The following is a 26,576-nucleotide window of genomic DNA, read 5'->3' as shown; positions in this document are numbered from 1 at the left end:
GTGGGTTTCCCCACTCTTCTGCATCAAAGTCTTTATCATCATCATTGCCAGAAAAATTATAACATAACCGCACTATAGTGACAAGAAATCTTTTCTATTGAAACCAATTCTAGAACAAGGAAAGCTGGTTGGATTCAGGCAAACCACGGAAGCAACCCATGCTTCCAAGTACCTCGATTATCGTCTTGGTTGCCTTGGATTTCATCTGAAAATCCTCTATTGACAGGTATTCGCCTTCATTCCTTGAAGCAGCAATATTGCGTGCCGCATTATCTCCGATACCAGCTATCGCTGCGAATGGCGGGATGAGAGAATCACCATCCACCTGAAACTTCGTAGCATCTGAGCGATAGAGGTCAATCGGTTTGAAAGAGAAACCGCGCGCAGTCATTTCAAGCGACATTTCGAGCTGGGATACCATGTTTTTTTCTTTCGGCAGCGCATTGAATCCTTTTGCTTCGATCTCGATCAGCTTTCGCAATATCGCATCATAGCCTTGGCATAGCAGCTCCAAATCAAAATCATCCGCTCTTACCGTGAAATAAGTTGCATAATACTCAATCGGATAATAAAGCTTGAAGAAGGCGGTACGTACAGCAGAAATGACATACGCGGCAGCATGTGCTTTCGGGAACATATACTCGATGCGTAGACAGGAGTCAATGTACCATTGGGGTACTTTGCAGCGCTTCATCTCTTCTATCCACTCAGGAGTAAGTCCTTTCCCCTTCCGTACGCTTTCCGTAATTTTAAACGCAAGTCCGGCATCCATGCCAGCTTTGTAGATGAGGAATAGCATGATGTCATCCCTACATCCAATAACCGTCTTAATATTACAAGTGCCTTTCTTAATAAGCTCTTGAGCATTACCCAGCCATACGCCCGTACCGTGAGATAAACCAGAAATTTGCAGCAAATCCGCAAAAGAAGACGGCTGCGTTTCCTGAAGCATTTGTCTTACGAATTTCGTACCCATTTCTGGAACGCCATAAGTGGCTACCGAAGATCGGATTCGCTCACCTGGTATGTTGAGTGCTGCTGTAGAGTTGAACATGCTCATCACTTTCGGATCATTCATTGGAATGCTTATCGGATCAACACCAGTCAAATCCTGAAGCATCCGCATCATGGTCGGATCATCATGTCCAAGTATATCGAGCTTAAGCAAGTTTTCATCGAAGGCGTGGTAATCGAAATGCGTCGTTTTCCACTCTGCGTTTACATCGTCTGCCGGGAACTGAATAGGCGTAATATCCTCTACCTCGATGTAATCGGGAACAACGACAATCCCCCCTGGATGCTGCCCTGTGCTGCGTTTTACGCCGGTGCATCCGCTAGCAAGCCTAGCGAGCTCTGCTCCCCGCCATTTCTTGTTATGCTCCTCTTCATATTTCTTAGTGAAGCCATATGCCGTTTTCTCCGCCACCGTTCCGATCGTTCCTGCCCGGAATACCGCTTTCTCACCAAACATAATCTTCGTGAAGTTATGGGCAATCGGCTGATAGTCGCCAGAGAAGTTAAGATCGATATCGGGAACTTTATCGCCCTTAAATCCAAGAAAGGTTTCGAACGGTATGTCTTGCCCTTCGCCCTTCATCGGCTTTTCGCACTTTGGACATAATTTATCAGGAAGGTCAAAGCCGCTCGGTATGCTGCCGTCTAGAAACCATTCACTATGGCGGCAATCCGAATTTTTGCAAAGGTAATGCGCTGGCAGCGGATTAACCTCGGAGATGCCAAGAAACGTCGCCACGACCGATGAGCCTACGGATCCCCTTGAGCCAACCAAATAACCGTCCGCATTAGACTTTTTGACCAGCTTCTCCGATATTAAGTAGTTCGCGGAAAATTTGAATTTGATAATTGGAATAAGTTCTTTTTCCAACCGATCAATGACCACTTGCGGCAAGTTTTCTCCATACATAGACTTCGCCGTATCATAGCAGGTATTGCGGATTTCATCGTCCGCTCCTTCGATATCCGGGGCAAACAAGCCTTTTGGGAACATGTCGAAAGGTTCAAAACGCTCTGCAAGCTCTACCGTATTGGTAATAACAACTTCGCGGGCTTTTGCATCTCCCAAAAAAGCAAATTCCTCCAGCATTTCCTCAGTCGTCCGAAAATGGGCATCAGGCTTTCGTATGCTTTTAAGCGGGCTAAAGCCTGTAATCCCATGAATCGTAATATCACGGTACATTTTGTCCCGAGGATTCAAGTAATGGACGTTTCCTGTCGCAATAACCGGCTTGCCCAGCTCATCCCCGATTTGGCAAACCCGGCGATGGGCTTGCTCGATCTCTGCACGGCTGCCGACGAGACCTTTCTCTACAAGGTGCATATAGAAATCAATCGGCTGAATTTCGAGAACATCATAGAAACGAGCAACCTCTAGCGCTTCTTCATAAGACTTGTTCAGAACGGTTTCAAAAAATTCGCCCTTCTCGCAGCCTGATATGACAAGCAAGCCTTCACGGTGCTCGGTAAGCTTCGTTTTTGGAATCGTTGCCACACGTTTGAAGTGCTCCGTATGGGATAATGAGATAAGCTTAAATAAATTTTTCTTGCCAACTGCATTCAGAGCATAAACATTGCTATGAAACGGCCTGGAGTTCGACAAATCAATTCCGACATAATCATTAAGCTGGTGGAGATCCGTAATATTCCGTTCTGCCGCATCGGCAATTAAGCCGTACAGCACACCGCCGAGAGCAAGAGAGTCATCTACTGCACGGTGATGGTTCTCAAGGCTAACCTTGTATTTATCCGCCAACGTGTTCAAACGGTGATTTTTGAGCGACGGAAATATAAATCTGGCGAGTTCAAGAGTATCTAGAACTGGATTTTTCACCTCAGGCATACCAAATGCTTTGCAATTCGCTTGTATAAATCCGATATCAAATCGCGCATTATGCGCTACAAGCACGTCATCTCCTATAAACGAAATAAATTCGCGAAGCATTGGCTCAATTTCGGGCTGTCCTTTGACCATATCATCATTAATATTGGTCAATTGCTGAATATGGTATGGGATTTTCTCGTGCGGATCGATCAGCGTCGAGAATCGATCGATTTCTTTACCATCACGCATCTTAACGCCCGCTAGCTCTATAATTTTATTATTGATAACGGACAAGCCCGTCGTCTCGATATCAAAAACGATATAGGTTGCCGATGCCAGTGGCTCAGGCCTTGAATGCAATACCATAGGAACAGCATCGTTTACAATATTGGCTTCTACACCGAATAGCACTTTAATCCCGTGTTTTTTGGCTGATTTATTAGCGTCTGGATAACATTGAACATTGCTATGATCCGTTACAGCTATCGCCTGATGGCCCCATTTGGCTGCAGTCTTGATGTACGTATCCACTGGTGTAACAGCATCCATAGCGCTCATTGTCGTATGCAGATGAAATTCAACGCGTTTTTCTTCCGCTTTGTCCATACGGTCAGGCGGTGATTTGACTTCATGCAAATCATTCGGCATCATGACTAGCTCCGGCTCCTGCATGAAACGATCATATTCGATTCTGCCCCGTGCTTTCACCCATTTTCCATTTGAGAGCTGATTGAGTATTTTCACGTCATCCTTCGTCTTTGCAAACATTTTCATTGCAATCGAATCACTGAAATCGGTGACGTTAAAGGTAAACAAGGTACTGCCGTTGCGAAGCTCTTTTACATCCAGGCCAAATACTGAGCCTTGAACGGTAATTTTCTTCTCTTCCTCGACTATGTTCATTAGTGGAACTGGCTCTTCACGAATATCATAGCCCACTGCAAGTCTAATTTCAGACTCATCAACAAGATCAGATTCTGCTTGCGAGCTTGCCATGAGTTCTTGCACATATTCACGTTCTTCTTGAACAATCTTAAGTGCGTACTCATCCAGAATATCCTGTCTAGACTCGCTAATAATCATTTTGACTTTGCAGGAACGTTGAAAATACTGATTGTAAAAACGAATAATTTCATCATCAAGACGTTTTTTTCTAGCAAGCTCCAATCCCGTATTGTCCAAAAGGGACAAGATCAACGTATCGCCTTCAACCGCTATCGTCGCTTTTTGAAGCCAGCCGTTTACGGAGGCAATCTCACGCTGCGCCCACTCCATGAACAAACCCCAATATTGCGTTACGATGGATTCTGTTTCCACGACCTCATCATAAATAAGAATAAACTTGACCTCAGCAATATGCTCAAACTTTATTCGCGCCGCCTGACAAAGGCCATTGTATGCCTGTAAAGGAACCATGGACGTTTTGCGTATGCAAAACGTCCATTCACGATTACTGTTGCTTACTATAACTTGCTCGATATAACCATCTTGAAAATAAGTTTGTATAAGTTCTTTCGGCAGCCCCGATTGCTGCAATAGCATCTCGAAGCGCTGCCGATTATCTGCGGTTTGGCCCAAAAAAATCAACCCCTTAAGATCCGAACCGAACTAGCTTCAGTCCTTAATAAGCTCTTGCAAATACGACTGTATGTTTAGCGGAGTCGCCGCATACTAAACAGTTCTCTTTATGAACAGTAGGCTCGAATGGAATGTTCCGGCTTGTTGCCCCGGTTTCTTCTTTAACCTGCTTCTCGCATGCCGCAGAGCCGCACCAGCCTGCTTCTACGAAGCCGCGCTGCTCTTCCAAAAAGCTTTTCATTTCATCAAGCGTATCTACCGTACGGGAATTATCGACTCTGAATTGCTTGGCACGGTTAAACATCTCATGATGTGTTTCTTCGAGCATTGTTTCAATTTCAGCAATCAGGTTGTCTTGTTTGACGATACGCTTCTCGCCAGTAATACGAGATACGAGAACCACTTGACCGTTTTCCATATCGCGCGGTCCAAGCTCCAGACGAAGCGGCACACCGCGCATTTCGTATTCATTAAATTTCCAGCCGGGACTTACATCAGCACGATCGTCAATGCGCACACGTATGCCAGCTTTTTTGAGCTCCGCATACAGCTCATCTACACGACCCACAACTTGCTCACGCATCTTGGCAGGACCAATCGGTATCATAATAACCTGTGTAGGCGCAACCTTTGGAGGCAAAGCTAGCCCCCTGTCGTCACCATGAACCATGATTAACGCACCAATTAGTCTTGTGCTTACTCCCCAAGAAGTCGTGTGCGCGAATTGCAGCGTATTCTCGCGATCGAGATACTTAATATCAAACGCAATAGCAAATTTAGTTCCGAGGTAATGCGAAGTACCTGCTTGAACGGCTTTGCCATCCTTCATCATTGCTTCAATCGAATACGTATCTACTGCTCCGGCAAATCGCTCCGAAGGCGTCTTCTCCCCTTTAATGACGGGGATAGCAAGAAACTCTTCGACGAATTGCGTGTAAACATCAAGCATTTGCATCGTCTCTTGACGTGCTTCCACTTCGTTCTCGTGAGCTGTATGGCCTTCCTGCCATAAAAACTCGCTTGTACGTAGGAAAGGCATCGTACGCTTCTCCCAACGGACAACGTTCGCCCATTGGTTGATCAGAAGCGGGAGATCACGGTAAGACTGGATCCACTTCGAGTACATATGGCCGAACATTGTCTCTGATGTCGGACGGATGGCAAGACGCTCCTCAAGCTTCTCGCCAGCCGCTTCTGTTACCCAAGGCAGCTCAGGATTAAAGCCTTCCACATGCTCCTTTTCCTTCTGAAAAAAGCTCTCGGGAATGAACAAAGGAAAATATGCGTTCCGGTGTCCCGTTTCTTTGAATCGACGGTCAAGGTCACGTTGAATATTTTCCCAAAGCTCATAGCCCTCAGGGCGAAATACGATACAGCCTCGTACAGGCGAGTAATCCATTAGTTCTGCTTTTTTGATTACATCGAGATACCATCTTGAGAAATCCTCGCCCTGTGGCGTGATTTCGGTTACGAACTGTTTGTCTTTAGACATAAGCGACCAATTACTCCCCTTTTACCAAACGTAAAATATCATTATAGGTTACCACGAGCATGAGAAGCATGATGAGCGCGAAGCCCACAAAATGAACCATGCTCTCGCGATTTGGATCGATTGGACGACGGCGTATCGCTTCAATTCCAAGGAAGATGAGGCGACTGCCATCGAGTGCCGGTATCGGCAATAGATTGAATATTCCTAAGTACAAGCTGAGCAGCGCTGTCCAAGAAGTTAACTGAACAATGCCTTGCTGAGCGATCTGGCTGGTTACTTCGGCTGTACGTACGGGACCACCGAGATCATCCAGCTTGAATTCTCCGAAAATCAGCTTCTTGAATCCTTCAAAAATACTAATTGTCATGCTTTTCATCAGCTTTGCAGCACCTGTAAAGGTTTCTCCAAAGGTTGCAGAACGCGTAGGGATTGAAGCGCTGATGCCTACCTTGCCTACGCCTTCTTTATTAGCTTCTGGGGTAATGACGACTTGCTGTGCTATGCCGTCACGGATGATATCGATGCGAATGGGAACATTCGGCGATTTCCCGATTATTTCAATCATTTTATCGAAATCGGCTCCGATCTTGACGCCGTTAACGGCATCAAGGACATCTCCCTTTTTCAGGTCCGCCTTCGATGCCGGCATCCCCTCTGAGATTTCTCCCACGAGCAGCTTATCCGGATTTTCAACTGGAATGCCGGCCATTTGGATGTAGGCTGCAAATAATACGAAAGCAAGAATAAAGTTCATCATCGGGCCTGCAAAAATAGCAAGCGCACGCTGTGGAACTGTTTTGCTTCCGAATTGTCTATCAATTGGTGCAATTTGAGTTTCCTTGCCCTTTGTAATCATTAATGCAGCAGGATGAACCGAATACGTTTCATTCTCGCCTTCCACATCCAATGTTACTGAAAGTCTGTGCTCCAAATCAATGGTAACAATTTCACCGCGTATAACGCCGCTCCGCTCGTCAAGGCGATCCAGATAGAGGCGGGTCACTTTATCGTCCTTCACACGAACCGCAATCGTCTGGCCAGGTTGAACATCGACGATTTCCGGATCCTCGCCTGCCATTCTCACGAATCCGCCTGCAGGAATTAAACGAAGCGTATATCTGGTTTCTCCACGCTTGACAGAAAACAGCTTCGGCCCGAAGCCAATGGCAAATTCGCGTACCAAAATACCCGCACGTTTGGCAAAATAGTAATGACCCCATTCATGAATCGTCACAATGACGAAAAAGACGAGTATCGTCAAAAACACAACTTGAATCATGTGCATTAAGCTGAAGCCTCCTGTTCATTACGGCCTGTACATAGATTATCATTATTCTCCCGTCCGATACAAGAGAACCGGTTTTCGGCCAACTTAAACGGATTCAGCCATTCTGCGTGCCCAAGCGTCCACTTCCGCAATCGTCTCCACATCATGAATATCGATAGCGCTGTGCTGACCGACTACAGTTTCCAGTATCCGTTCAATATCAAGAAATGTTATCTCACCTTTTAAAAACCGTGCAACGGCAACCTCATTCGCTGCATTGAACACAGCTGGTGCAGATTGTCCCAGCCTTCCGCATTCAAAAGCCAATCGCAGGCATGGATATCGCTCGAAATCCATTTCTCGAAAATGAAGCTTGCCGATTTGAGCAAGGTTCAGTCTCTCTGTCGGTGTCGTCTTCCGCTGTGGATACGACAACGCATATTGAATCGGTACGCGCATATCTGGCATTCCCATCTGCGCAATCACACTATTGTCGGAAAACTCAACATAGGAATGAATAATGCTTTCCGGATGAATAATGACATCTATTTGGTCGTATGTAACATCGAATAACCATTTCGCTTCTATTACCTCTAAGCCTTTGTTAACCATTGTCGCGGAGTCTATCGTAATCTTAGCTCCCATCGCCCAGTTCGGGTGGTTAAGCGCTTCTGCAACCGTTACTCCCTCAAGCTGATCTCTTGTCCGATCTCGAAAGGAACCGCCCGATGCCGTTAACGTAATTTGTTGAACCGATTTACGATCCTCTCCGTTCAAGCATTGATAAACAGCGGAATGCTCGCTGTCGATAGGCAATATCGATACTCCGCGCATTTTAGCTCGATCCATCACGATGTGTCCTGCTGTCACTAGCGTTTCTTTGTTAGCAAGTCCAATCGTCTTGCCCGCATCAATTGCTGCGAGCGTTGCTGGAAGACCTCTACTGCCCATAATTGCAGTCACGACTAAATCTGCATCAGTTTCTGCCGCGACTGCAATTAAGCCTTCTTCGCCATAAACGACCTTGGTTCCGGGCGGCAAATGAATACGTGCTTTATCAGCATCTGCTTTGGATGCCAAGCTTACAATCGTCGGTTTAAACTGATTGGCTTGAGCAATTAGCAAATCAATATTAGATCCAGCGGATAATCCAACTACCTTGTACTCCTCAGAATGATGAGCGACGACATCCAAGGTTTGCGTTCCAACTGAACCCGTCGAACCTAATACACTAATTTTTTTCATGCAAATCCTCCTGGCTTATACAGGTAGCAGCTCCGTAAGCACTAATAGCGGAAATACGATAAGCCAGCTGTCGCATCTGTCAAGAACGCCGCCATGCCCCGGAAGCAGTGTTCCAGTATCTTTAATATCTCTTACACGCTTGTAAGCCGATTGTATTAAATCTCCGAATTGACCAGCCACAGCAGCGATGCAGCCAATCAGCAAAGCTTTCGACAGCGTAATAAAATCCGGAAAGCATAATGCAAAAACAGCAGAAACCGCCAACGAAAACAAGACGCCTCCTAGTGCACCCTCAATCGTTTTATTCGGGCTGATGGATGGCCATAGCTTTGTTCTACCAATAGCTCGTCCTGTAAAATAGGCGCCAATATCCGATGCCCAAATACATCCAAAAGACAAAAATGTCCACATCATGCCGTAAGTTTCAATTTGCCTAACCTCACTCATTGCAGCGAAGCCGTATCCTACATATAAAGCGCCAAGCAACATAAGTGCGGCGCCATCGATTGTTGTTCTATTTTTTGTAATCACGGTAAGAGCCAGCAACAAAAAGGCTAATATCCAAAGGATTGCCAAAGTGGACGGAACACTAATTCCCCACTCCGACCAAGGAAGCACAAACAGTAGCACACCCGCATATCCGAGCAATGAAGACGGATGCGACCATGCTACACCATTCATGCGCGCATATTCAGTAAAGCCGATAATTGCCAGTAAGACGAGTAGCGCGGTATATAACCAACCGCCGACCACAGTTAAACCGATAAAACCTACACCTGCTACTACACCTGTAATAATTCGTTGTCTCAATGAAAAGTCACACTCCGTTGCTTGAAGCTACAATCCACCATATCGACGCGCACGTCGCTGATATTCCAAAATCGCTTCTTGAAAATGCGCTTCCGTAAATTCCGGCCAATACACATCAGTAAACCACAATTCACTATAAGCAAGCTGCCACATCATGAAATTACTTAATCGCAATTCTCCGCTTGTTCGAATAAGCAAATCCGGATCCGGCAATCCGCTCGTGAGCAATCGATCTGACATCACCTTATCGTCGATATCATCGATTGACAGTTGTCCTTGCTGTACATCCGAAGCAATCGTTTTTATCGCTTCAAGCATTTCCTTGCGACTTCCATAATTAAGTGCAAAGTTCAAAACAAGGCCTGTATTGTTAGCCGTTTTTACGATGGCTTCCTCAATAGCGTTTAATGTGAAAGATGGCAAGTCCTCTTTATGCCCCATCATCCGAACCTGTACATTGTTTGCGATCAGCTCTTCTAATTCAATCTCAAGAAATTGCTGAGGAAGCTTCATCAGAAAATCCACTTCAGCCTTTGGTCTTTTCCAGTTCTCCGTAGAAAATGCATATAACGTCAAATATTTGACGCCAAGCCGATCTGCTGCAATAGTGATGCGTTTGATCGCTTTCATCCCAGAATGATGACCTGCCATTCTTGGCAATCCGCGATGTTTAGCCCAGCGGCCGTTACCATCCATAATAATCGCAACATGCTCAGGCACGTTTTCTGAGGCCACAGAATCAGTCGGCTGTAAGGACGATTTGCCTAATTTGGCCCAAAGTCGCTCGATCATCTTACTTCCTCCCAACCGAAATCAAAACCAAACCCCACCTAGCGGAGGGGCCCAGAGATTATTATACTTCCATAATTTCTTTTTCTTTTGTAACGAGTACTTTATCCACTTCAGCGATGAACCTATCGGTCGCTTTTTGAATGTCCTCTTGGTGACCGCGTGATTCATCCTCGGAAATAGCTGTTTTCTCTAGCTTTTTAATGCCGTCATTAGCATCGCGACGAATGTTGCGAATGGCTACTTTAGCTTCTTCGCCGAGTTTTTTTGATGTTTTTACGAGCTCGCCACGGCGTTCTTCCGTAAGTGGCGGAATCGAAAGTCGAATTGATGTACCATCATTCGATGGCGTTAGACCAAGGTCCGATTTCATAATCGCTTTTTCGATAGCTGACATCGATGTTTTATCCCACGGCTGAATAAATAGTGTGCGTGAATCAGGCGTACTGATGTTGGCAAGCTGATTCACTGGCGTCATTGATCCATAATACTCAACTTGAATACGGTCCAACAATGATGCACTTGCTTTTCCCGCACGTAGTGATGACAAATCTCGTTTTAGAGCCGAGATTGCTTTATCCATACGTTCTTCAGCGTTTTTTTTCAATTCTTGTGGCATTATTTCGCACTTCCTCTCACAATCGTTCCGATTTTCTCACCCAGCACGACGCGTTTAATATTCCCTTTCTCTGTAATCGCAAATACGATAAGAGGAATATTATTATCCATGCAAAGCGATGCAGCGGTTGAATCCATTACGCCTAAATTACGGTTAAGCATATCCAGGTATGTAAGCTCCTCGAATTTCTCAGCCGTACTATCTTTAAACGGATCGGCTGAATACACACCGTCCACTTTGTTTTTCGCCATTAATATTACTTCAGCTTCAATCTCTGCAGCACGCAATGCCGCTGTAGTATCTGTAGAGAAAAAAGGATTTCCTGTTCCAGCTGCAAATATAACGACGCGGCCTTTCTCCAAATGACGGATAGCACGACGTCTGATGTATGGCTCAGCAATCTGTTGCATTGCGATTGAAGTTTGGACGCGAGTCGGTACATCGATTTGTTCAAGCGCATCTTGAAGTGCGAGTGAATTCATAAGTGTAGCCAGCATACCCATATAATCAGCTGTAGCGCGGTCGATTCCTTTAGCAGAACCAGCTATGCCGCGCCATATATTGCCGCCGCCAACTACTATAGCTACTTCTATCCCAAGTGCTACGACTTCTTTCACTTGATCTGCAATTGATGATATGACAGTTGCTTCAATGCCATAACCCTCTTGCCCAGACAATGATTCACCGCTGACTTTCAGAACGATACGTTTATACACAGGCTGCTCCAACGTTAATACCTCCATCATGCACCTCATTTTTGCTGAGGTCCTTCAAATATGTTCTATTCATACAAGCAGGCGGGGCGGACGCCCCGCCCCGCCTGTGCGTTCGGATTAATGTTTAACTTGTGCCATAACTTCTTCAACGAAATTGTCAACTTTTTTCTCAAGACCTTCACCAAGTTCATAACGAACAAAGCGACGGATAGAAATATTTTCACCGATTTTGCTAATTTTTTCATTTAGCAATACAGAGATCGTTTTGTCTGGATCCTTGATGAACGATTGCTCAAGAAGACAGAACTCTTCGTAGTATTTCGAGATACGGCCTTCAACCATTTTTTCAACGATTTTTTCAGGTTTTCCTTCGTTAAGCGCTTGAGCTTTCAAAATCTCGCGCTCTTTTTCAAGCTCTTCGGAAGAAACCTCTTCACGGCTAACAAATTTAGGGTTAGCTGCAGCGATTTGCATCGCAACGTCTCTTGCAAACTCACGGAACTGATCCGTTTTTGCAACGAAATCCGTTTCACAGTTTACTTCAACGATAACGCCAATACGGCCGCCTGCGTGAATATATGATTCAACTACGCCTTCAGTTGCAATACGGCCTGCTTTATTAGCTGCAGCCGCCAAGCCTTTTTCACGAAGTACCGCAATCGCTTTTTCAACATCATTATTTGTTTCGTCCAAAGCTTTCTTGCAATCAAGCATTCCGGCTCCAGTTCTTTCCCGAAGCTCTTTTACCGCGCTAGCACTAACTGCCATTGTAAGCCCTCCTATAGGTTTCACGAAGTCTATGTAGCTTCGCAAATAATTAATATTGGTTTTAATGATTTACATTCGAAAAAAGGGCAGTGAGAGGTTTATCACCATCTGACCACCCTTTGTTGAATAACTAAAGCCTTAGATTAAGCCGTTGTTTGTTCGCCTTGATTAGCTTCAACAATAGCATCAGCCATTTTGGACGTCAACAATTTAACGGCACGAATTGCATCATCATTACCTGGGATCACGTAGTCGATTTCATCCGGATCACAGTTTGTATCAACGATACCTACGATTGGAATTCCAAGTTTGCGAGCTTCTGCAACCGCAATACGCTCTTTGCGTGGGTCAATAATGAACAACGCGCTTGGCAAACCTTTCATGCCTTTGATACCGCCGAGGAACTTTTCCAAACGGTCTTTTTCTTTGTTAAGAATGATAACTTCTTTCTTAGGTAGAACCTCGAAAGTGCCATCCTCAGCCCATTTTTCAAGTTGTTTCAAACGATCAATACGTTTTTGAATCGTTTGGAAGTTAGTCAAAGTTCCACCCAACCAACGTTGGTTGATGTAGAAGTTGCCGCAACGCTCTGCTTCTTCTTTTACGGAATCTTGAGCTTGTTTTTTCGTACCTACGAACAGCATAGTGCCGCCGTCTGCAGCGATCGATTTAACAAAGTTGTACGCTTCGTCAACTTTCTTAACCGTTTTTTGCAAATCGATAATGTAAATCCCGTTTCTTTCTGTGAAGATATAACGATCCATCTTCGGGTTCCAACGACGAGTCTGATGACCGAAGTGTACCCCAGCTTCTAGTAGCTGTTTCATGGAAATAACCGCCATTTCTTCAACACCTCCTAATAATGGTTTTTTAGTGCTCCTCCGCTAGTCGCATCTTCTGTCAAAACTTCCGCCGGGCGGAAGCACCATTTGACAAAATTGACCTGCGTGCGTTTTTAACACCGTGAATTAATATACCATAAATACAATCATCGCGCAACATTCGTTTCCGAAAAGATAGACTAACTATTTTTAGCTGATGATAATGCCGCAGCTTGTTCTTCCGTAAGCGGTTGGCTTGTTACTACAGTTATAACTTGTTCAATTGTGCTGTCTTCATGAAACAAAAAATAACCGGCGCGAACCAGCTTTTTAGACTTTTTCATTTCAGCAATAAATGCTGCGCCATCATTAATGATATGATTTGACGTAAGCAGCTCAGCCGTCTTGGATAGACCTAGGCCAGCTTTGATTCTTATCACATGATTAATAACAGCTTTTTCAATTTCAGGTATTGCAGTCGGGCTCTCAGCAGTCTCCTCGACCTTGTTCGTTGGCTCTGCACTCGGTACTGGGGTCACGGCCGGCTCAGGTTCTTGCGTGCCAGCTTCAGTACCAATCGCTTGGTCAAGCTCAATGGAATCACGTTCAGCCTCTAGCAGCGCATCGACTTCAATCTGCGTATATAACTTGTCCGTAGTCTCGTTATCCCGCTCTGCTAGCTTCTCTCTGCTCTGCTCTCCTGAGAGCATCAATTGGAACAACAAGGCACCAATGATAATACCCAAGCCTAGTCCGATTAAAAATATTCGATTTTTAAGCACGGGATGCCTCCTCTTGCTTAGACAGCTGAATAATAAGCTGAACCTCGCCTTTGTTCATCCCCAGCTTCTTCGATATAATTTCAATCGATTTACCCTGCTCATAAAGTGAAAAAAGATCCTTGTAGCGCGATTGTATCGACTGTTTATCAGATGCTGCTTCTACTTGTGCTTCTATTTGTGCCTCTGCTTCAGGTAAACGCATTGCCTCCTGCTGGGAAGGTACAGGGTATTGTGTATGATTCGAATCGATTGATGCATTCTGTGCGGATTCTATAGCTGGTAAGCTGCCGGATTTGCTCACTTTGGTGAGTGTATCTTGCAGCTGCTCCGTTAGCTGCTCGCATCTGGCTTCCAACTGCGCAATGCGCTGTTCTTTTCGAACAGCATCCGATTTCGATTCTTCTTGTGAGTTTCTTACTAGAAGAACCAGCTCTTCATTATCCTTTTCCATGTTCTCCATAAACTGCTCCAGCGCATTCTCCATATTTTCCATAGATTGCGGCCGTGCTGCCATTTCCTGCTTCTTCCGGGGCATAACTAAGCCGCCAACAATGACAACCGCTCCGAGTAAAATAATATATTGCAAGTAAGGCTGCATCGTTTTAGCCTGCCTTTCTGAAATAACCTGGTTCTAAAGCTTTATGTCCAATCGATGCCCTTTGAATGGATGTGCAGGTGGATGTTCTTGCTCCTCATGATCTAAGCCAGACTCTTTTCGTTCTCGTTTGGCGTTTTGGTAAGAACTACCTTGCTCACCATCCTGATCGTTGCGTATGTGAGCTCCATTAGACTGCTCAACAGCCGTATTCTTGCCGCGCAGAAGCTCGGTTTGTTTTGTTGTTTGAGCAGCCAGCGTATTCTGATCCGCCACTGGCTTATGAAGTGCTTGACCATGCATGCCGCTAAATTCCTGCGTGCGCGGTATAGACATCTGCAAGTCAATCGATTTAAAGGTCATATCAACTCACCCCTTTGGGTTATTGATCATTATTGAACTAGCTTGAGTACGGTACTAACACGATATCTCCGTCCGAATACCGAAAAGAAACGCGTTGGGAAGAATCCTTAACAAACTTTGTATATCGTCCAATTACAATTTTTGTCCCGCCATAAACAATATTGCTGACATCCACTTTTGAGCGTTCCGTGTCCTCGAGCGTCTTTTCAATTTCAAGAATTCGCGATTTGACAGCATCATTTTCCATGACTATCTGACGCTTGGAAGCCGTTAACTTTATTCTCAAAGCAAGTTTTTCCGGGGTAAGATGCCCCGCAGCCGCCAGTTGATCAAGAATAGTAAGCGCTTTATCCGTTTTATCAAGATTATCGAAATACTGCCTGCCCCTCGTTCTCAAATCAAGCAGCTCCGTACGGTATTCAGGATTGACACCAACTTCAATTGTCGTTGCAGTAGACATCGAATTCCCTACCGTTCTTGCGCTAACCATATCACCAGCTTGCACTAAGCCTCCTACAATAAGACCTTTAGCACCTGAACAAATGACATTTTTTCCGGCTTTCACATGAGAATGCATAATACTTTGAGAAACGAGAACCTCTTCGCCCGCTAATACATTACTATCTTGAATAAAGCTGCTTCGCACGTTACGAGCCGCTTTGACAAAACCTTTATTTCCGCCCAATATTCCGCCTGTAATTTCAATTGAGCCTTCCGATTCGATTTCGGCACCTTCCACCCCGCCAATTACGCGAATATCGCCAGATGCTTTAATGCGGAAGCCGCTAAGGACGTTTCCTCTAATGACTACAGTTCCTACAAAATCAATGTTGCCTACGCTATAATCAACGTCGCCATTAACCTCATAAACCGGAAAGACATTGATTTTTTCTTTATCTGTCAAGGAAACCATGCCATCTATTGCGGAATACATTGCAGTTTGCTGATCGTTCAGTACCACATTTTTGCCTACTTTAAAACGGACCGATTTCCCCGTCTTAGAAGGGATGTCTTCGCCTGTCACTGTTTTCCCCATTGGACCTGGTGTGGGATCAAACCGCTCTGCAATCAATTGACCACGCTTGACATTTTTTAGCTGTACAACCTCTTTGAAATCAACTTTGCCATCCTCAAGCTCTGCTGGAGCTTTACTAGATTTGTTCAGATCCTGTACGAGCTTAACGTATCCATCCTTACCTGGCAGCGGCGGCTCCCCCTGTGCGATAAGTGTTTGTTCTTTGCAGTATGCGAGAGGATTAGTGCCAATCTGATTAAGAACTTCTGTTCGAAGACCATAAACGATTCCCTTGCTTCTTAGAAACCGTTCAAGCTCATCGCCGTTACATTCGAATTCATCCGTAATCCTGCTAAATGTAATAAAGGCAGACAGCTTATCGGCTGATGTCTGGATGCTTAGGTATGATTCTAATTGTAGATTATCCACCTGACTCCTCCTCTCTTAATGTTGCATGAGTTGATCTTTATGCTTAGCCAAAGCTCCGCGCAGCCTTAGAATGGCTTTTGAATGGAGCTGGGAAATTCTCGATGGTGATAGTGACATTACTTCTGCAATCTCACTCAAGGACAGCTCTTCATAATAAAACAATGAAACGACAGTTCGTTCCTTTTCCGTTAACCGGTCAATGCCTTTTACCAGCGATTCCTTAATGTAGAACTCATGTACTTTATGGTCAGGGTTTTTAGCTTTGTCATCCACGAGCAAAGACATTCTCGTCTCTGACTCTTCTTCTCTTATCGGGTCTTCCAGCGAACATACGGTAGTGACCGAAATATCTTGTAGCATATTCGTAAATTCCTTCTCTGTCAGCTCCAGATACTGGCTGATCTCCGCATCTGTCACAGAGCGCAAATATTGCTGTTCTAAATGCTGGTAGGCCTCTTCCACTCTTTTCGCTTTCTCTCTTACTGAACGCGGTACCCAATCTCCTTGTCGCAGCCCATCAATAATAGCTCCACGAATTCGCCAAGATGCATAGGTCTCAAACTGTAAGCCGCGTCCGTAATCGAATTTCTCGATGGCATCAATTAATCCCATCACACCATTGCTCGCAAGGTCATCTTTAATAACGTTTTTGGGAAGTCCAATAGCCATTCGATTTGTAACGTAATCAACTAAAGGCAAATATTGCTCGATCAGACTTTTTTTCGCTTCCAAATCGCCTTGTTCTCTCCAGGCTTGCCACATCTGCAAGTTTGTCAAATGAGGGGGTTTCTGCTCAGTCATCGACTCACTCTCCTGTCAGGTGACGAATGGCTTTAACCAATTCTTCAGGTTGTGTATTTTTTGTAGATAGCAATTGCGGCGGGCTTAACGGTTTGAAATCAACTGCTGCATTATTGTGAGAATCAGTTGTCGGAGATGCTCCTCCATCCTGCAGCTGCGACTTCAGCATTGCATTTAAATCCGCCGACTCGTCAGGTGTTTTTAAGTCAAGCTGTGTACCTTTACCATCATTATCTTCGAGTGAATCGCCTACTAATGAAGGAGGCTGAAGAATGTAGGCCAAAATGGCTCTTACTCCATACGCAAGAACAAAAAAAGCGATGAAAGCATACATACTTCTTAGCAGCATGACAACAATCGGATTATTACCAATTGAGAAAGCTACCGTCAGCACGGTGCCGAAAATTCCAAATACGACATTCCATCGCCATGTTCCCAGCATATCAAATCTCCTTTGTTCCGAACTGGACGCTTCTTATCGAGAGCATCCCGCTAACACTATCAAATTCAATCGTCCTTCCGAAGCTGCCTCCCGTATCTTGTGAGATAATGGGAATTTTAAACCGGTGCAGCATCTCCGTGCAGGATTCCACATTACGCGGTCCAATTCTGAGCGAATCCGTATGCCCCGACATAGCAAACATCTGGGCCCCGCCCGCCATTTTAGCCTTCATGCTAATAACATGTGCGCCTGCCGCTAACATACGGTCCAGCAGCTCAGGGATGGCTGTATCTGCATACTTAGCCAAATTCATTTTGGTCTCACGGGCAATTTCTGAAGATGGCAGCATCACATGTGCCATTCCGGCTATTTTTCGAATGGGATCAAACAAAGTAAGACCCACACAAGATCCTAAGCCGGTCGTTTTGAGTATTGCTCCATCTGTTGCAATATTTAAATCAGCCATGCCGACTTTGACCAAATTATGTTGTATCATTCGGTAACGACTCCCAAAGCCCTAAAAATTTTCTCAAACGACTCTGGATCCGGAATCAGGAAGAAATGTCCTTCCAGTGATTGACGATCCTCTAAAAACGTCGTTTCAATTAATAGGGCCGAGTCGCCCATCTCACCGTACTGCATTAAACCATAACTGAGTACCGCACCAGCCATATCAACTGCGATCGCAGGAACAGAAGGTGCCATCGTAAGATGAGTAAAATCTGCAAGCGAGGATAAATAAGAGCCTGCCAGTATGTTGCCAATCTCGCAAAGAGCTGAGAGCTCCATTTCTGAATATCCCTCTTGCTCCTCCATATTGATCGAAAGCAGCTGCCTCAAAATTCTTCTTGCAGAAGCTTCTTCAATAATAAAAAACATATTGCCTGGTGCTTCACCTTCCACCCTGAGGAAAACGGCTATTACGATTTGTTCAGAACCGCCAACTCGCTCAGCGACTTCTTCGAACGGAAGCAGGCTTACCTTTGGCACAGCCATATCGACGGGTTTATCCAACAACCTTGATAGTGCAGTAGCAGCATTGCCTGCTCCGATATTGCCGACTTCTTTCAGTACATCCAGTTCAAACGCTTCAAATCGGCTAAATAAGCTCACCTTTTAAACCTCAAGCTGTTCGATTTGGATGATTTCATTCTTATTAAGTACCTCGGACAAGTTAAGCATGATGAGAAGTCGACCTTCACCAAGTTTAGCAATGCCTCTTAAGTATTTAGCTTTAATCCCGCCTACGATCTCAGGAGGCAAGTCGATTGCATCCGTATCAATATCGATTACGTCATTTGCTGAATCAACGATGAAACCTACCTCGATATCGGCTACAGCTACAACGATAATTCTTGAATTTTCTGTTGGTGTCGTTTCCGTGAGGTTAAAGCGACCACGGAGGTCGATAACTGGGACGACAATACCGCGCAAGTTAATAACGCCTTTTATAAATGCCGCAGTTTTAGGGACGCGAGTAATTGGAGACAGCCTTTCAATCGTGCGAACCTTATCTACTTCGATACCGTACTCTTCGTTGCCAAGCGCAAACACGATAACCTTTAATTCTTCTCCCATACTAAAAACCTCCCTATTTAATTAGTGCATTCGGATCAATGATCAGTGCGACGTAACCATCGCCTAGAATAGTAGCCCCCGAGATCGCTTCAACATTGGTCAAATACTTGCCCAACGTTTTCAGAACGATTTCACTTTGGCCGATAAACTCATCGACCATCACTGCAGCCCATTTTTCACCTTTGCGCACGACTACGATTTCGGTTTCTGTCTCGTCGTTCTCATTGAAATCAGGTGAATCGAGCACTTTGCTTAGCGATACGAGCGGAATAATTACGTTCCTAAACTCAATCATCTTATTGCCGTGTACATGCAGAATTTGTTCCTTGCGAATAATGCCGGTCTCAACGATTGATGATAATGGAATGGCATACTTCTCGGAACCAAGCTTAATTAACATCGCAGATATGATCGACAGTGTGAGTGGCAGTTGAACAGAGAACTTCGTTCCTCTGCCAAATGCAGAATCAATCGTAACATTGCCTCCGAGCGAAGTGATTTTAGAACGTACCACGTCGAGCCCTACGCCTCGTCCGGAGATATCGGATATTTTATCAGCGGTACTGAATCCAGCTGCAAATATAAGCATGTTAATTTCATCGGCTGACAGCAGCTTGGCTTGTTCTTCGGTTACGACACCATTCTTAATGGCTGTTTTAAGCACGCGCTCGTGATGAATGCCTCGGCCATCCTCTTCTACCTCGATGAAGACATGGTTCCCGCTGTGATAAGCACGCAGATAAATGGTTCCCGTTTCTGGCTTCCCTGCCGCTATTCGCTCTTCAACGGTTTCAATGCCGTGATCGACGGAATTTCTTAACAAATGAACAAGAGGATCCCCGATTTCATCAATCACCGTACGATCAAGCTCAGTATCGGCACCGGTAATGACAAGATCAATCTTTTTGTCCAGCGATTTCGCTAAATCGCGAATCATACGCGGGAAACGGTTAAATACAGAATCCACCGGCACCATACGTAGCTTCAGTACGATACTTTGCAAATCGGAGCTGACTCGCGTCATATGCTCCACGGTTTCCGTTAAATCATTGCGTTTAATTTCACTTGAAAGCTGTTCCAGCCGTACTCTGTCAATAAGCAGCTCGCTGAATAGATTCATCAGTGCATCTAATCTTTCAATATCAACACGAATGGTTCTAGAAACATTAGCAGGTGCATTTGCTGCCGCAGGTGCTTGTCCCTTAGCTGCTTGACTGCTCGGAGCTGCATCTTCTTTAGCTTTAGCCACGACAGGCGCTTCAATTTGAGCTGCCTCGACTGTCTCAACGGCCGCAGCCGCAGTGGACTGACCGAGAACGGCTAATGATTCAGCATCTAGCAGAGTCACCTCAGCGGATTCAATCTCAGAAATATTAAGAAGCTGGGATTGAAGATCCTCCTGCTTCAAGTTCGAGATTGTAAACACAGTAAAGGTGAAATCAAATTTTTCCTGCTCGATATCTTGGACGGATGGATCGGATTTAATGACCTCACCGTTTCGCTCGAGTAAATCAAAAACCATATAAGCACGAACGGCTTTCAGCATGCAATTATCGCGAATGGCGATTTGAATATGATAGACATTGTGGCCGGTCTCAATCGATTGGAGAAGGATTGAAGATTGGAATTCATCGAGCAGCATCGCCCCTGATGCGCTTGATATTGATGCATTAGCTGCTACGACAGGAGCTGCTGCGGCACTGCTCGCGCTGTAGTCGCTTTTAAGAATAATTTGCAATGACGCTACGATTGCTGTGACGTCAGCTTTGCCAGTCCCTCCGCCAACAATATCTTGAACCATCGCTTCAAGTGCATCCAGCCCTTTGAACAATGTGTCAAAGATAAAGCTGTCCATTTTGAGTTTGCTGTTTCGTACGAGGTCCAGTACGTTCTCCATTTCGTGTGTGAGTGCAGCCAAATCTTCGAAGCCCATTGTTGCTGACATCCCTTTCAGCGTATGCGCTGAACGGAAGATGTTTTGAACGATACTAAGTTCTTCAGGCTCGCTTTCTAAACGAAGTAAATTCTCATTCAAGGATTGCAGGTGATCATTAGATTCATCGATAAACATCGATAAATACGCATTCATATCCATTTCCTAGCACCTCCTGTTAGTATGTTCTTGCGAGTGTGGCCTATTTATTTCAGCATGGCTTGCACGAGTTGTGAAGCTATGTTGTGCAGCGGTACGATTTGATCAACACAGCCAGCTTCTACCGCAGATCTCGGCATCCCATATACCACGCAGGTTTCTTCGGCTTCGGCAATGGAAGTCTCAATCCCAGACTCTGATAACAGCTTCATTCCTTTTGCACCGTCACTTCCCATTCCTGTCATAATAACAGCATGACGTTTAAGCTCACGAATCGGCAGTAAAGATTCAAACAGAACATCAACGGATGGACGATGACCATTTCGCTGCGGCTGCTCGGTGAGCTTAATGAAGAATCCGGCCGCATCTTTTGCAAGCTCCATATGAAAAGCACCTGGTGCGATATAAACCTTCCCTGCTACAACTCTCTCGCCCTGCTCCGCCTCTACAACATGAAGCTCGCTGAAGCTGTCTAAACGCTGAGCTAGCGACTTTGTAAATTTAGGAGGCATATGCTGAACGATTAGTACAGGTGCCGGAAAGTCACCTGGCAAAGAAGTAATTACTTCATGCAGGGCCCTAGGACCACCTGTAGATGTACCGATAGCCACAATATGTTTAAAGGCTCCAGTCGCTCCGCTAGTCTTGCTTTTTTTTATACTAGGCGGTTCAGGAATTAAAGACTTAATCTCCGGAAGCTTCGACTTCACAACAGGTTTCAGTGTTGAAGCCTGGGGCTTCGCATTATTCGGAGCAGAAGTTTCAGATCCTTTAGGTTTTTGCTGTTTATGTAAAGAGGATACCGAACGCTGCGTCACTTGCTGCTCCTCTGGCTTCGGAATCAAGATCGAGTCCGAACTAAGTGATGCAGTCGGCTGAGTGGGAAGGCTGGGCTCCACAGGTTGTACTTTCTTCTCTATGGCAGCAGAAATCTGCTGCTTGACTTGATCGTTATCTTCAATAATAGAAGCGGATTTCTCAATAATGGAGATGACAGGCTGATAACGCTTTGTTAAAACGGCAATCCGCAACTTTTCCAGTAGGACCTCTCCAACTTGATGTATATCATTGGATATGGCGCTCGAAGGCTTACGGATAAAGTCAAAGGCCCCGAACTGAAGTGCTTTGATCGTTTCTCTCGTATTATCCTCGCTAATTCCTGACAACATAATAACAGGTGTTGGATTTTCTTTCATAATGGCTTGCAAGGCTTCAATGCCGTTCATGAGAGGCATTTCCAAATCCAAAGTAACGACATCTGGCTTCCATTCACGCACTGCTTCAATGGCTTCTTGGCCGTTCACGGCAGTAGCCACAATTATAAATTGCGGGTCTTGAACGATCAAATCACTAATAATTTTCCGCATGAATCCGGAATCATCAACAACAAGTACGCGGTAAGGAACCATTCTTTTCGCACCTCACTTTCAAAGGATTATCTCGAGAGTCTGAACATTTTATGCAAAAATCCTTTGACGCCGCCGCTGACAGTATCACTTTGTGGGATTTCTAGAAAACGTTTTGCAATTTGATTAATAGCAATGGATGCCTCTGTTCCCGGGTATGCAAGAGTAAAAGGTACTTGGCGTTTCACAGCCTTCGACACATTAGGATCATCAGGAAGAATGCCGAGATGTGGAAGCTCCGACTGGAGAAACCGTTGTGAAACCATGCTGATTTTGTCTGCGGTTTGTTTTCCTTCTCTCGCATCGGATGCACGGTTAACAATCAATTTGAACTGAATGTCTGCTTCCATTCCTTTAACCATCTTAATTAAAGCATATGCATCCGTAATCGATGTAGGTTCAGGAGTTGTTACGACAATCGTTTCTTGAGCAGCCGTTATAAACTTCATGGTCTCCTTCGATAATCCAGCGCCAGTATCGAACAGAATGACATCATATTTGCCGTGAAGCTTGCTGATTTCATCCGCGAACCGGTCCAACTGTTCCGATGACAGGTCCATTAAATCACGGAACCCGGATCCTCCTGCAATAAAGTGAAGCCCCTCGGGACCTTCCTGCACAATCTCCCAGATTGTTTTTTCCTGCTTTAGCAAATGATAGAGATTGTAAGTAGATGAAACTCCCATCAGTACATCGATGTTTGCCATACCGATGTCAGCATCAAAAACAAGTACTTTTTTACCTAACCGCTGCAATGAAAGTGCAAAATTCAAGCTGAAATTCGACTTCCCTACTCCGCCCTTCCCGCTGGTAACCGTTACAACCCGAGTCGCAAGAACATCTTCACTGCGTTCTTGCTGCTTGACTAAGTTACGCAACGCTTCAGCTTGGTCCATCATGAGACACTACTCCTTAAAAGCTGTCGAATATACGATTCAACTTTAAAGCTTTCAATATCATCTGGAACGGTTTGCCCGCTTGCCATGTATGTCGGCAGCAGCTCAAAATTCATGATGAGGTTGAAAATGGCTCCATAAACGGATGTTTCATCAAGCTTTGTGAATAGCACCTTCCGTACACCGTATTTGCAAAAGTGATCTGCAACTGCGGCCATGTCACGTGTTTTGCCTGTCATGCTTAGCACGAGCACGGTTTCGCTCGGCTCGCTCGTTTGAAGCAGGCTATTCACTTCTGAAACGTGAAGCTCGCTGCGAAAGTTTCGACCTGCTGTATCCATATAAATTAATTCACGCTCTTCAAGCTGCTTGAATGCGCGTGGCAAATCCATTTGCGAAAACACAACCTCCATTGGAACGTTCAAAATGTTAGCGTATGTCCTAAGCTGGTCCACCGCTGCGATTCGATAAGTATCAGAAGTAATAAACCCAACTTTTTTCCCTTGCTTGATGGTTTGTTCAGCTGCCAGCTTAGCAATAGTCGTTGTCTTGCCAACACCTGTCGGACCTACGAAATGTACAACTCTGGCTTGATTGCTAATGCCGCTTCCACTATAAGGTTGAAGCCATGCTTCGAGTTGCAAAAATGCCTGCTCCCAGACCTGCTCTTTACTATAGGTAGTTCCTTCCTCCGTTTGCTTGTCCAAAATTTCGTTAAGCAAGCGTTCAATCCATTGCACATCCATCTCTTGCTCAGTAAGATGCTCACTTAATGCAATCAGATGCTCTGACATCTCTGTGCTTTGACTCTGCTTCTTTGAAAGAGTGGCCATATATTCTTTCAAATCTCTGATTTCATCAATTATGAATTGCTCCCGCTCATTGCGCTTTTGTTCCTGCACATCAATCAAAGGTGCCGGTGGCGGCTCCATTACTGCAGTAGCCGTTCTCTGTACCGATTGAAGGATCTGTTCTACAGCAGCATCGACTTGCGGGTTCGGTGCTCGCTGCGCTTGAGCTGGGGGATTGGCTTGATTCGATTCAATAGCTGCAATAACTTCCATCTTTTTTTTGCGAAACATGCCCATAAAGCCGCCAACCTTGATTTCTTTTGTGTTCAGAATAACGGCGTCTTTACCAAGTTCACTTCTAATTAACGACACTGCCTCAGGCAATGCGTTAACGACATATCGTTTCACTCTCATAAATTCACCACCCCAACGCTTTGTACCTCAATGTTTGGTTCTAGTTCACTGTATGAAAGCACCGGTACATCCTGCATCGTTCTTTCTACAATTTGTCTAAGATACATGCGAATTGTAGGCGAAGCGAGCACAACTGGCTGCTGACCTGATTGAATCTGACGATTGACATGCTCGTTCAGCTTCTGGTAGATCTGCTGCGTAGATATCGGATCCAATGCAATATAGCTGCCTTGATCCGACTGCTGAACCGATTCCGCAATTTTTTTCTCCAACTGCGGTCCTACTGTAATCACTTTCAGCGTATCGCCGCCCGATGAGAACTGTTGCGTAATCTGTCTTGATAATGACTGTCTTACATATTCCGTCAATATATCAGGATCCTTCGTATAATTTCCATGGTCCGCTAACGCTTCGAAGATCGTCACCAGGTCACGAATGGATACCTTCTCGCGCAACAGCTTGGACAATACCTTTTGAACATCACCAACAGTAAGGATGGCCGGAATCAATTCGTCAATGAGTGCTGGGTATGATTCTTTAACATTCTCAACAAGCTGCTTCGTTTCTTGCCGTCCAATAAGCTCATGAGCATGTCGTTTAATAATTTCTGTGAGATGCGTCGCAACTACTGATGGTGGATCTACTACGGTATATCCGGAAAGTTCTGCTCTTTCTTTCATCTGCTCATCAATCCAAATAGCAGGCAATCCAAAAGCAGGCTCCATCGTTTCGATCCCAATGACGGAATCATCCTCAAAACCAGGGCTCATTGCCAGATAATGATTCAGCAATAAATCTCCACGAGCCACGGTGTTTCCTTTTATTTTGACAACATATTCATTTGGCTTTAATTGAATGTTATCCCGAATTCGAATGACGGGAACCACAAGCCCCAGCTCTAGAGCACATTGCCTGCGAATCATAATGATTCGATCAAGCAAGTCTCCACCTTGCTGGGTATCTGCCAGCGGGATAAGACCGTATCCAAACTCAAATTCAATCGGATCAACCTGCAGTAAACTAATGACGCTCTCTGGGCTGCGAACTTCTTCGATCTGCTGCTCTTCAACGAGCATTTCCTCTTGTTCTTGCTGTTTGTTAATAGCCTTTTGCATATACCATCCACCAATTGCAAGCATTATGGCGAATGGCCATGTTCTTAACGGTCCAATTGGTGTTAAACCTAACAAACCAATTGTTCCTGCTGCAATAAACAAAAGCTTAGGATATTTGAATAACTGATTGGTAACATCCTCTGCCAAGTTGCCGTCTGAAGCCGCTCTTGTCACAATTAGACCAGCAGCTGTTGAAATAAGCAAGGCAGGGATTTGACTTACTAGTCCGTCACCAATGGTCAGAATGGAGAAAGTGGAGAGCGATTCGCCAAAGCTTAAATCGTGAATCGCCATACCGATAATGAAACCACCGACAAGATTTATGACAAGTATAATAATAGATGCAATTGCATCCCCTTTTACGAACTTACTTGCACCGTCCATCGCTCCGTAAAAATCAGCTTCTCGCTCGATTTTCGAACGACGGGCTTTAGCTTGCTGCTCATTAATCAGTCCGGCATTCAAATCTGCGTCAATACTCATCTGCTTACCGGGCATAGCATCGAGCGTGAATCTTGCCGCCACCTCTGCCACACGCTCCGAGCCTTTTGTGATTACGATAAACTGCACCACAACAAGGATAAGGAAGACGATAAATCCAATAGCAATTTGTCCTCCGCCTACCCAGCTGCCGAAGGTCGCGACAACTTCTCCAGCCTCGGCATGAGATAATATATTTCTTGTTGTTGAGACGTTTAGAGCTAGTCGGAACAGGGTAGTTATTAATAGTATTGCAGGGAAGATAGAGAAATCCAGCGCTTCCTTCGTATTCATCGCAATAAGTAAAATCATCAAGGCAATTGAAATGTTTAAAATAATGAGTATATCAAGTAGTAGGACTGGGATCGGAATTATCATCATGAGTACAATGCCAATTACGCCAAATAATACTACAAAGTCTCTTGCTTTCATG

General features: G+C 44.9%; 24 protein-coding genes. All 24 read right to left on the bottom strand.

The features are described from left to right. Positions 1–109: 109 nt before the first annotated feature. Positions 110–4,417, bottom strand: a complete 4,308-nt coding sequence (locus tag AB4Z29_RS03885; protein WP_441941789.1) for a PolC-type DNA polymerase III — start codon at positions 4,415–4,417, stop codon at positions 110–112. 43 nt (positions 4,418–4,460) lie between these two features. After that, positions 4,461–5,909: a proline--tRNA ligase gene (gene proS / locus AB4Z29_RS03880; RefSeq protein ID WP_441941788.1), complete on the bottom strand. Its 1,449-nt coding sequence runs from the start codon at positions 5,907–5,909 to the stop codon at positions 4,461–4,463. 10 nt (positions 5,910–5,919) lie between these two features. Further along, positions 5,920–7,194, bottom strand: a complete 1,275-nt coding sequence (gene rseP, locus AB4Z29_RS03875) for an RIP metalloprotease RseP (protein WP_441941787.1) — start codon at positions 7,192–7,194, stop codon at positions 5,920–5,922. A gap of 87 nt (positions 7,195–7,281) precedes the next feature. Then, complete coding sequence (locus tag AB4Z29_RS03870; RefSeq protein ID WP_441941786.1) at positions 7,282–8,421, bottom strand: 1-deoxy-D-xylulose-5-phosphate reductoisomerase; 1,140 nt, start codon at positions 8,419–8,421, stop codon at positions 7,282–7,284. A gap of 15 nt (positions 8,422–8,436) precedes the next feature. After that, on the bottom strand, positions 8,437–9,231 hold the full coding sequence (locus AB4Z29_RS03865; protein WP_441941785.1) for a phosphatidate cytidylyltransferase: 795 nt from the start codon (positions 9,229–9,231) through the stop codon (positions 8,437–8,439). 27 nt (positions 9,232–9,258) lie between these two features. Continuing rightward, positions 9,259–10,023 carry an isoprenyl transferase gene (locus tag AB4Z29_RS03860; protein WP_441941784.1) on the bottom strand — a complete coding sequence of 255 codons (765 nt, stop codon included), beginning with the start codon at positions 10,021–10,023 and terminating at the stop codon, positions 9,259–9,261. Between the two features lie 61 nt (positions 10,024–10,084). Continuing rightward, on the bottom strand, positions 10,085–10,639 hold the full coding sequence (gene frr / locus AB4Z29_RS03855; RefSeq protein WP_441941783.1) for a ribosome recycling factor: 555 nt from the start codon (positions 10,637–10,639) through the stop codon (positions 10,085–10,087). Beyond that, on the bottom strand, positions 10,639–11,367 hold the full coding sequence (pyrH, locus tag AB4Z29_RS03850) for a UMP kinase (RefSeq protein ID WP_138752926.1): 729 nt from the start codon (positions 11,365–11,367) through the stop codon (positions 10,639–10,641). Before pyrH ends, frr begins: the two co-directional genes overlap by 1 nt. A gap of 105 nt (positions 11,368–11,472) precedes the next feature. After that, positions 11,473–12,123 carry a translation elongation factor Ts gene (gene tsf, locus AB4Z29_RS03845; RefSeq protein WP_141500749.1) on the bottom strand — a complete coding sequence of 217 codons (651 nt, stop codon included), beginning with the start codon at positions 12,121–12,123 and terminating at the stop codon, positions 11,473–11,475. Between the two features lie 143 nt (positions 12,124–12,266). Next, entirely contained in the window at positions 12,267–12,965 is a 699-nt protein-coding gene (gene rpsB, locus AB4Z29_RS03840) for a 30S ribosomal protein S2 (RefSeq protein WP_054028957.1), read from the bottom strand. A 179-nt stretch (positions 12,966–13,144) separates the two neighbouring features. Next, on the bottom strand, positions 13,145–13,726 hold the full coding sequence (locus AB4Z29_RS03835; protein ID WP_441941782.1) for a hypothetical protein: 582 nt from the start codon (positions 13,724–13,726) through the stop codon (positions 13,145–13,147). After that, entirely contained in the window at positions 13,719–14,324 is a 606-nt protein-coding gene (locus tag AB4Z29_RS03830; RefSeq protein ID WP_441941781.1) for a DUF6115 domain-containing protein, read from the bottom strand. The genes AB4Z29_RS03835 and AB4Z29_RS03830 overlap by 8 nt, the downstream gene beginning before the upstream one ends. Before the next feature lie 33 nt (positions 14,325–14,357). Beyond that, positions 14,358–14,684 (bottom strand): hypothetical protein, encoded by a 327-nt coding sequence (locus AB4Z29_RS03825; RefSeq protein WP_441941780.1) that lies wholly within the window; start codon positions 14,682–14,684, stop codon positions 14,358–14,360. A 37-nt stretch (positions 14,685–14,721) separates the two neighbouring features. Beyond that, the gene (locus tag AB4Z29_RS03820) at positions 14,722–16,128 is read right to left on the bottom strand and encodes a DUF342 domain-containing protein (RefSeq protein ID WP_441941779.1); all 1,407 of its coding nucleotides are present in this window, start codon (positions 16,126–16,128) and stop codon (positions 14,722–14,724) included. 15 nt (positions 16,129–16,143) lie between these two features. Continuing rightward, on the bottom strand, positions 16,144–16,929 hold the full coding sequence (locus AB4Z29_RS03815) for a FliA/WhiG family RNA polymerase sigma factor (RefSeq protein WP_441941778.1): 786 nt from the start codon (positions 16,927–16,929) through the stop codon (positions 16,144–16,146). Between the two features lie 4 nt (positions 16,930–16,933). Continuing rightward, complete coding sequence (locus tag AB4Z29_RS03810) at positions 16,934–17,371, bottom strand: hypothetical protein (RefSeq protein ID WP_441941777.1); 438 nt, start codon at positions 17,369–17,371, stop codon at positions 16,934–16,936. A 1-nt stretch (position 17,372) separates the two neighbouring features. Further along, entirely contained in the window at positions 17,373–17,867 is a 495-nt protein-coding gene (locus AB4Z29_RS03805) for a chemotaxis protein CheD (RefSeq protein WP_441941776.1), read from the bottom strand. Continuing rightward, positions 17,864–18,484, bottom strand: coding sequence for a chemotaxis protein CheC (locus AB4Z29_RS03800; RefSeq protein WP_441941775.1), 621 nt, complete (start codon positions 18,482–18,484; stop codon positions 17,864–17,866). Before AB4Z29_RS03800 ends, AB4Z29_RS03805 begins: the two co-directional genes overlap by 4 nt. Positions 18,485–18,487: 3 nt before the next feature. Then, the gene (locus tag AB4Z29_RS03795) at positions 18,488–18,949 is read right to left on the bottom strand and encodes a chemotaxis protein CheW (RefSeq protein ID WP_183561701.1); all 462 of its coding nucleotides are present in this window, start codon (positions 18,947–18,949) and stop codon (positions 18,488–18,490) included. A 13-nt stretch (positions 18,950–18,962) separates the two neighbouring features. Beyond that, positions 18,963–21,044, bottom strand: a complete 2,082-nt coding sequence (locus AB4Z29_RS03790; RefSeq protein ID WP_441941774.1) for a chemotaxis protein CheW — start codon at positions 21,042–21,044, stop codon at positions 18,963–18,965. A gap of 44 nt (positions 21,045–21,088) precedes the next feature. After that, positions 21,089–22,450 carry a protein-glutamate methylesterase/protein-glutamine glutaminase gene (locus AB4Z29_RS03785; protein ID WP_441941773.1) on the bottom strand — a complete coding sequence of 454 codons (1,362 nt, stop codon included), beginning with the start codon at positions 22,448–22,450 and terminating at the stop codon, positions 21,089–21,091. A 26-nt stretch (positions 22,451–22,476) separates the two neighbouring features. Continuing rightward, entirely contained in the window at positions 22,477–23,346 is an 870-nt protein-coding gene (locus tag AB4Z29_RS03780; RefSeq protein WP_441941772.1) for a MinD/ParA family protein, read from the bottom strand. Further along, positions 23,343–24,548 (bottom strand): flagellar biosynthesis protein FlhF, encoded by a 1,206-nt coding sequence (gene flhF, locus AB4Z29_RS03775; protein ID WP_441941771.1) that lies wholly within the window; start codon positions 24,546–24,548, stop codon positions 23,343–23,345. The genes AB4Z29_RS03780 and flhF overlap by 4 nt, the downstream gene beginning before the upstream one ends. Continuing rightward, positions 24,545–26,575 carry a flagellar biosynthesis protein FlhA gene (gene flhA / locus AB4Z29_RS03770; RefSeq protein ID WP_441941770.1) on the bottom strand — a complete coding sequence of 677 codons (2,031 nt, stop codon included), beginning with the start codon at positions 26,573–26,575 and terminating at the stop codon, positions 24,545–24,547. Before flhA ends, flhF begins: the two co-directional genes overlap by 4 nt. Position 26,576 lies beyond the last annotated feature (1 nt).

It is taken from the genome of Paenibacillus sp. 2TAB23, assembly GCF_052115165.1.
Taxonomy (GTDB): domain Bacteria; phylum Bacillota; class Bacilli; order Paenibacillales; family Paenibacillaceae; genus Pristimantibacillus.
Note: the sequence above shows the minus strand (reverse complement) of the source record. Positions and strands in the feature narration are given on the sequence as shown.

Excerpts from the sequence above, each read along its gene's own strand:
- proS (WP_441941788.1), bottom strand. The coding sequence starts at position 5,909 with ATGTCTAAAGACAAACAGTTCGTAACCGAAATCACGCCACAGGGCGAG.
- rseP (WP_441941787.1), bottom strand. The coding sequence starts at position 7,194 with ATGCACATGATTCAAGTTGTGTTTTTGACGATACTCGTCTTTTTCGTC.
- AB4Z29_RS03870 (WP_441941786.1), bottom strand. The coding sequence starts at position 8,421 with ATGAAAAAAATTAGTGTATTAGGTTCGACGGGTTCAGTTGGAACGCAA.
- AB4Z29_RS03860 (WP_441941784.1), bottom strand. The coding sequence starts at position 10,023 with ATGATCGAGCGACTTTGGGCCAAATTAGGCAAATCGTCCTTACAGCCG.
- frr (WP_441941783.1), bottom strand. The coding sequence starts at position 10,639 with ATGCCACAAGAATTGAAAAAAAACGCTGAAGAACGTATGGATAAAGCA.
- tsf (WP_141500749.1), bottom strand. The coding sequence starts at position 12,123 with ATGGCAGTTAGTGCTAGCGCGGTAAAAGAGCTTCGGGAAAGAACTGGA.
- rpsB (WP_054028957.1), bottom strand. The coding sequence starts at position 12,965 with ATGGCGGTTATTTCCATGAAACAGCTACTAGAAGCTGGGGTACACTTC.
- AB4Z29_RS03830 (WP_441941781.1), bottom strand. The coding sequence starts at position 14,324 with ATGCAGCCTTACTTGCAATATATTATTTTACTCGGAGCGGTTGTCATT.
- AB4Z29_RS03825 (WP_441941780.1), bottom strand. The coding sequence starts at position 14,684 with ATGACCTTTAAATCGATTGACTTGCAGATGTCTATACCGCGCACGCAG.
- AB4Z29_RS03815 (WP_441941778.1), bottom strand. The coding sequence starts at position 16,929 with ATGACTGAGCAGAAACCCCCTCATTTGACAAACTTGCAGATGTGGCAA.
- AB4Z29_RS03810 (WP_441941777.1), bottom strand. The coding sequence starts at position 17,371 with ATGCTGGGAACATGGCGATGGAATGTCGTATTTGGAATTTTCGGCACC.
- AB4Z29_RS03805 (WP_441941776.1), bottom strand. The coding sequence starts at position 17,867 with ATGATACAACATAATTTGGTCAAAGTCGGCATGGCTGATTTAAATATT.
- AB4Z29_RS03795 (WP_183561701.1), bottom strand. The coding sequence starts at position 18,949 with ATGGGAGAAGAATTAAAGGTTATCGTGTTTGCGCTTGGCAACGAAGAG.
- AB4Z29_RS03790 (WP_441941774.1), bottom strand. The coding sequence starts at position 21,044 with ATGGATATGAATGCGTATTTATCGATGTTTATCGATGAATCTAATGAT.
- AB4Z29_RS03785 (WP_441941773.1), bottom strand. The coding sequence starts at position 22,450 with ATGGTTCCTTACCGCGTACTTGTTGTTGATGATTCCGGATTCATGCGG.
- AB4Z29_RS03780 (WP_441941772.1), bottom strand. The coding sequence starts at position 23,346 with ATGATGGACCAAGCTGAAGCGTTGCGTAACTTAGTCAAGCAGCAAGAA.
- flhF (WP_441941771.1), bottom strand. The coding sequence starts at position 24,548 with ATGAGAGTGAAACGATATGTCGTTAACGCATTGCCTGAGGCAGTGTCG.
- flhA (WP_441941770.1), bottom strand. The coding sequence starts at position 26,575 with ATGAAAGCAAGAGACTTTGTAGTATTATTTGGCGTAATTGGCATTGTA.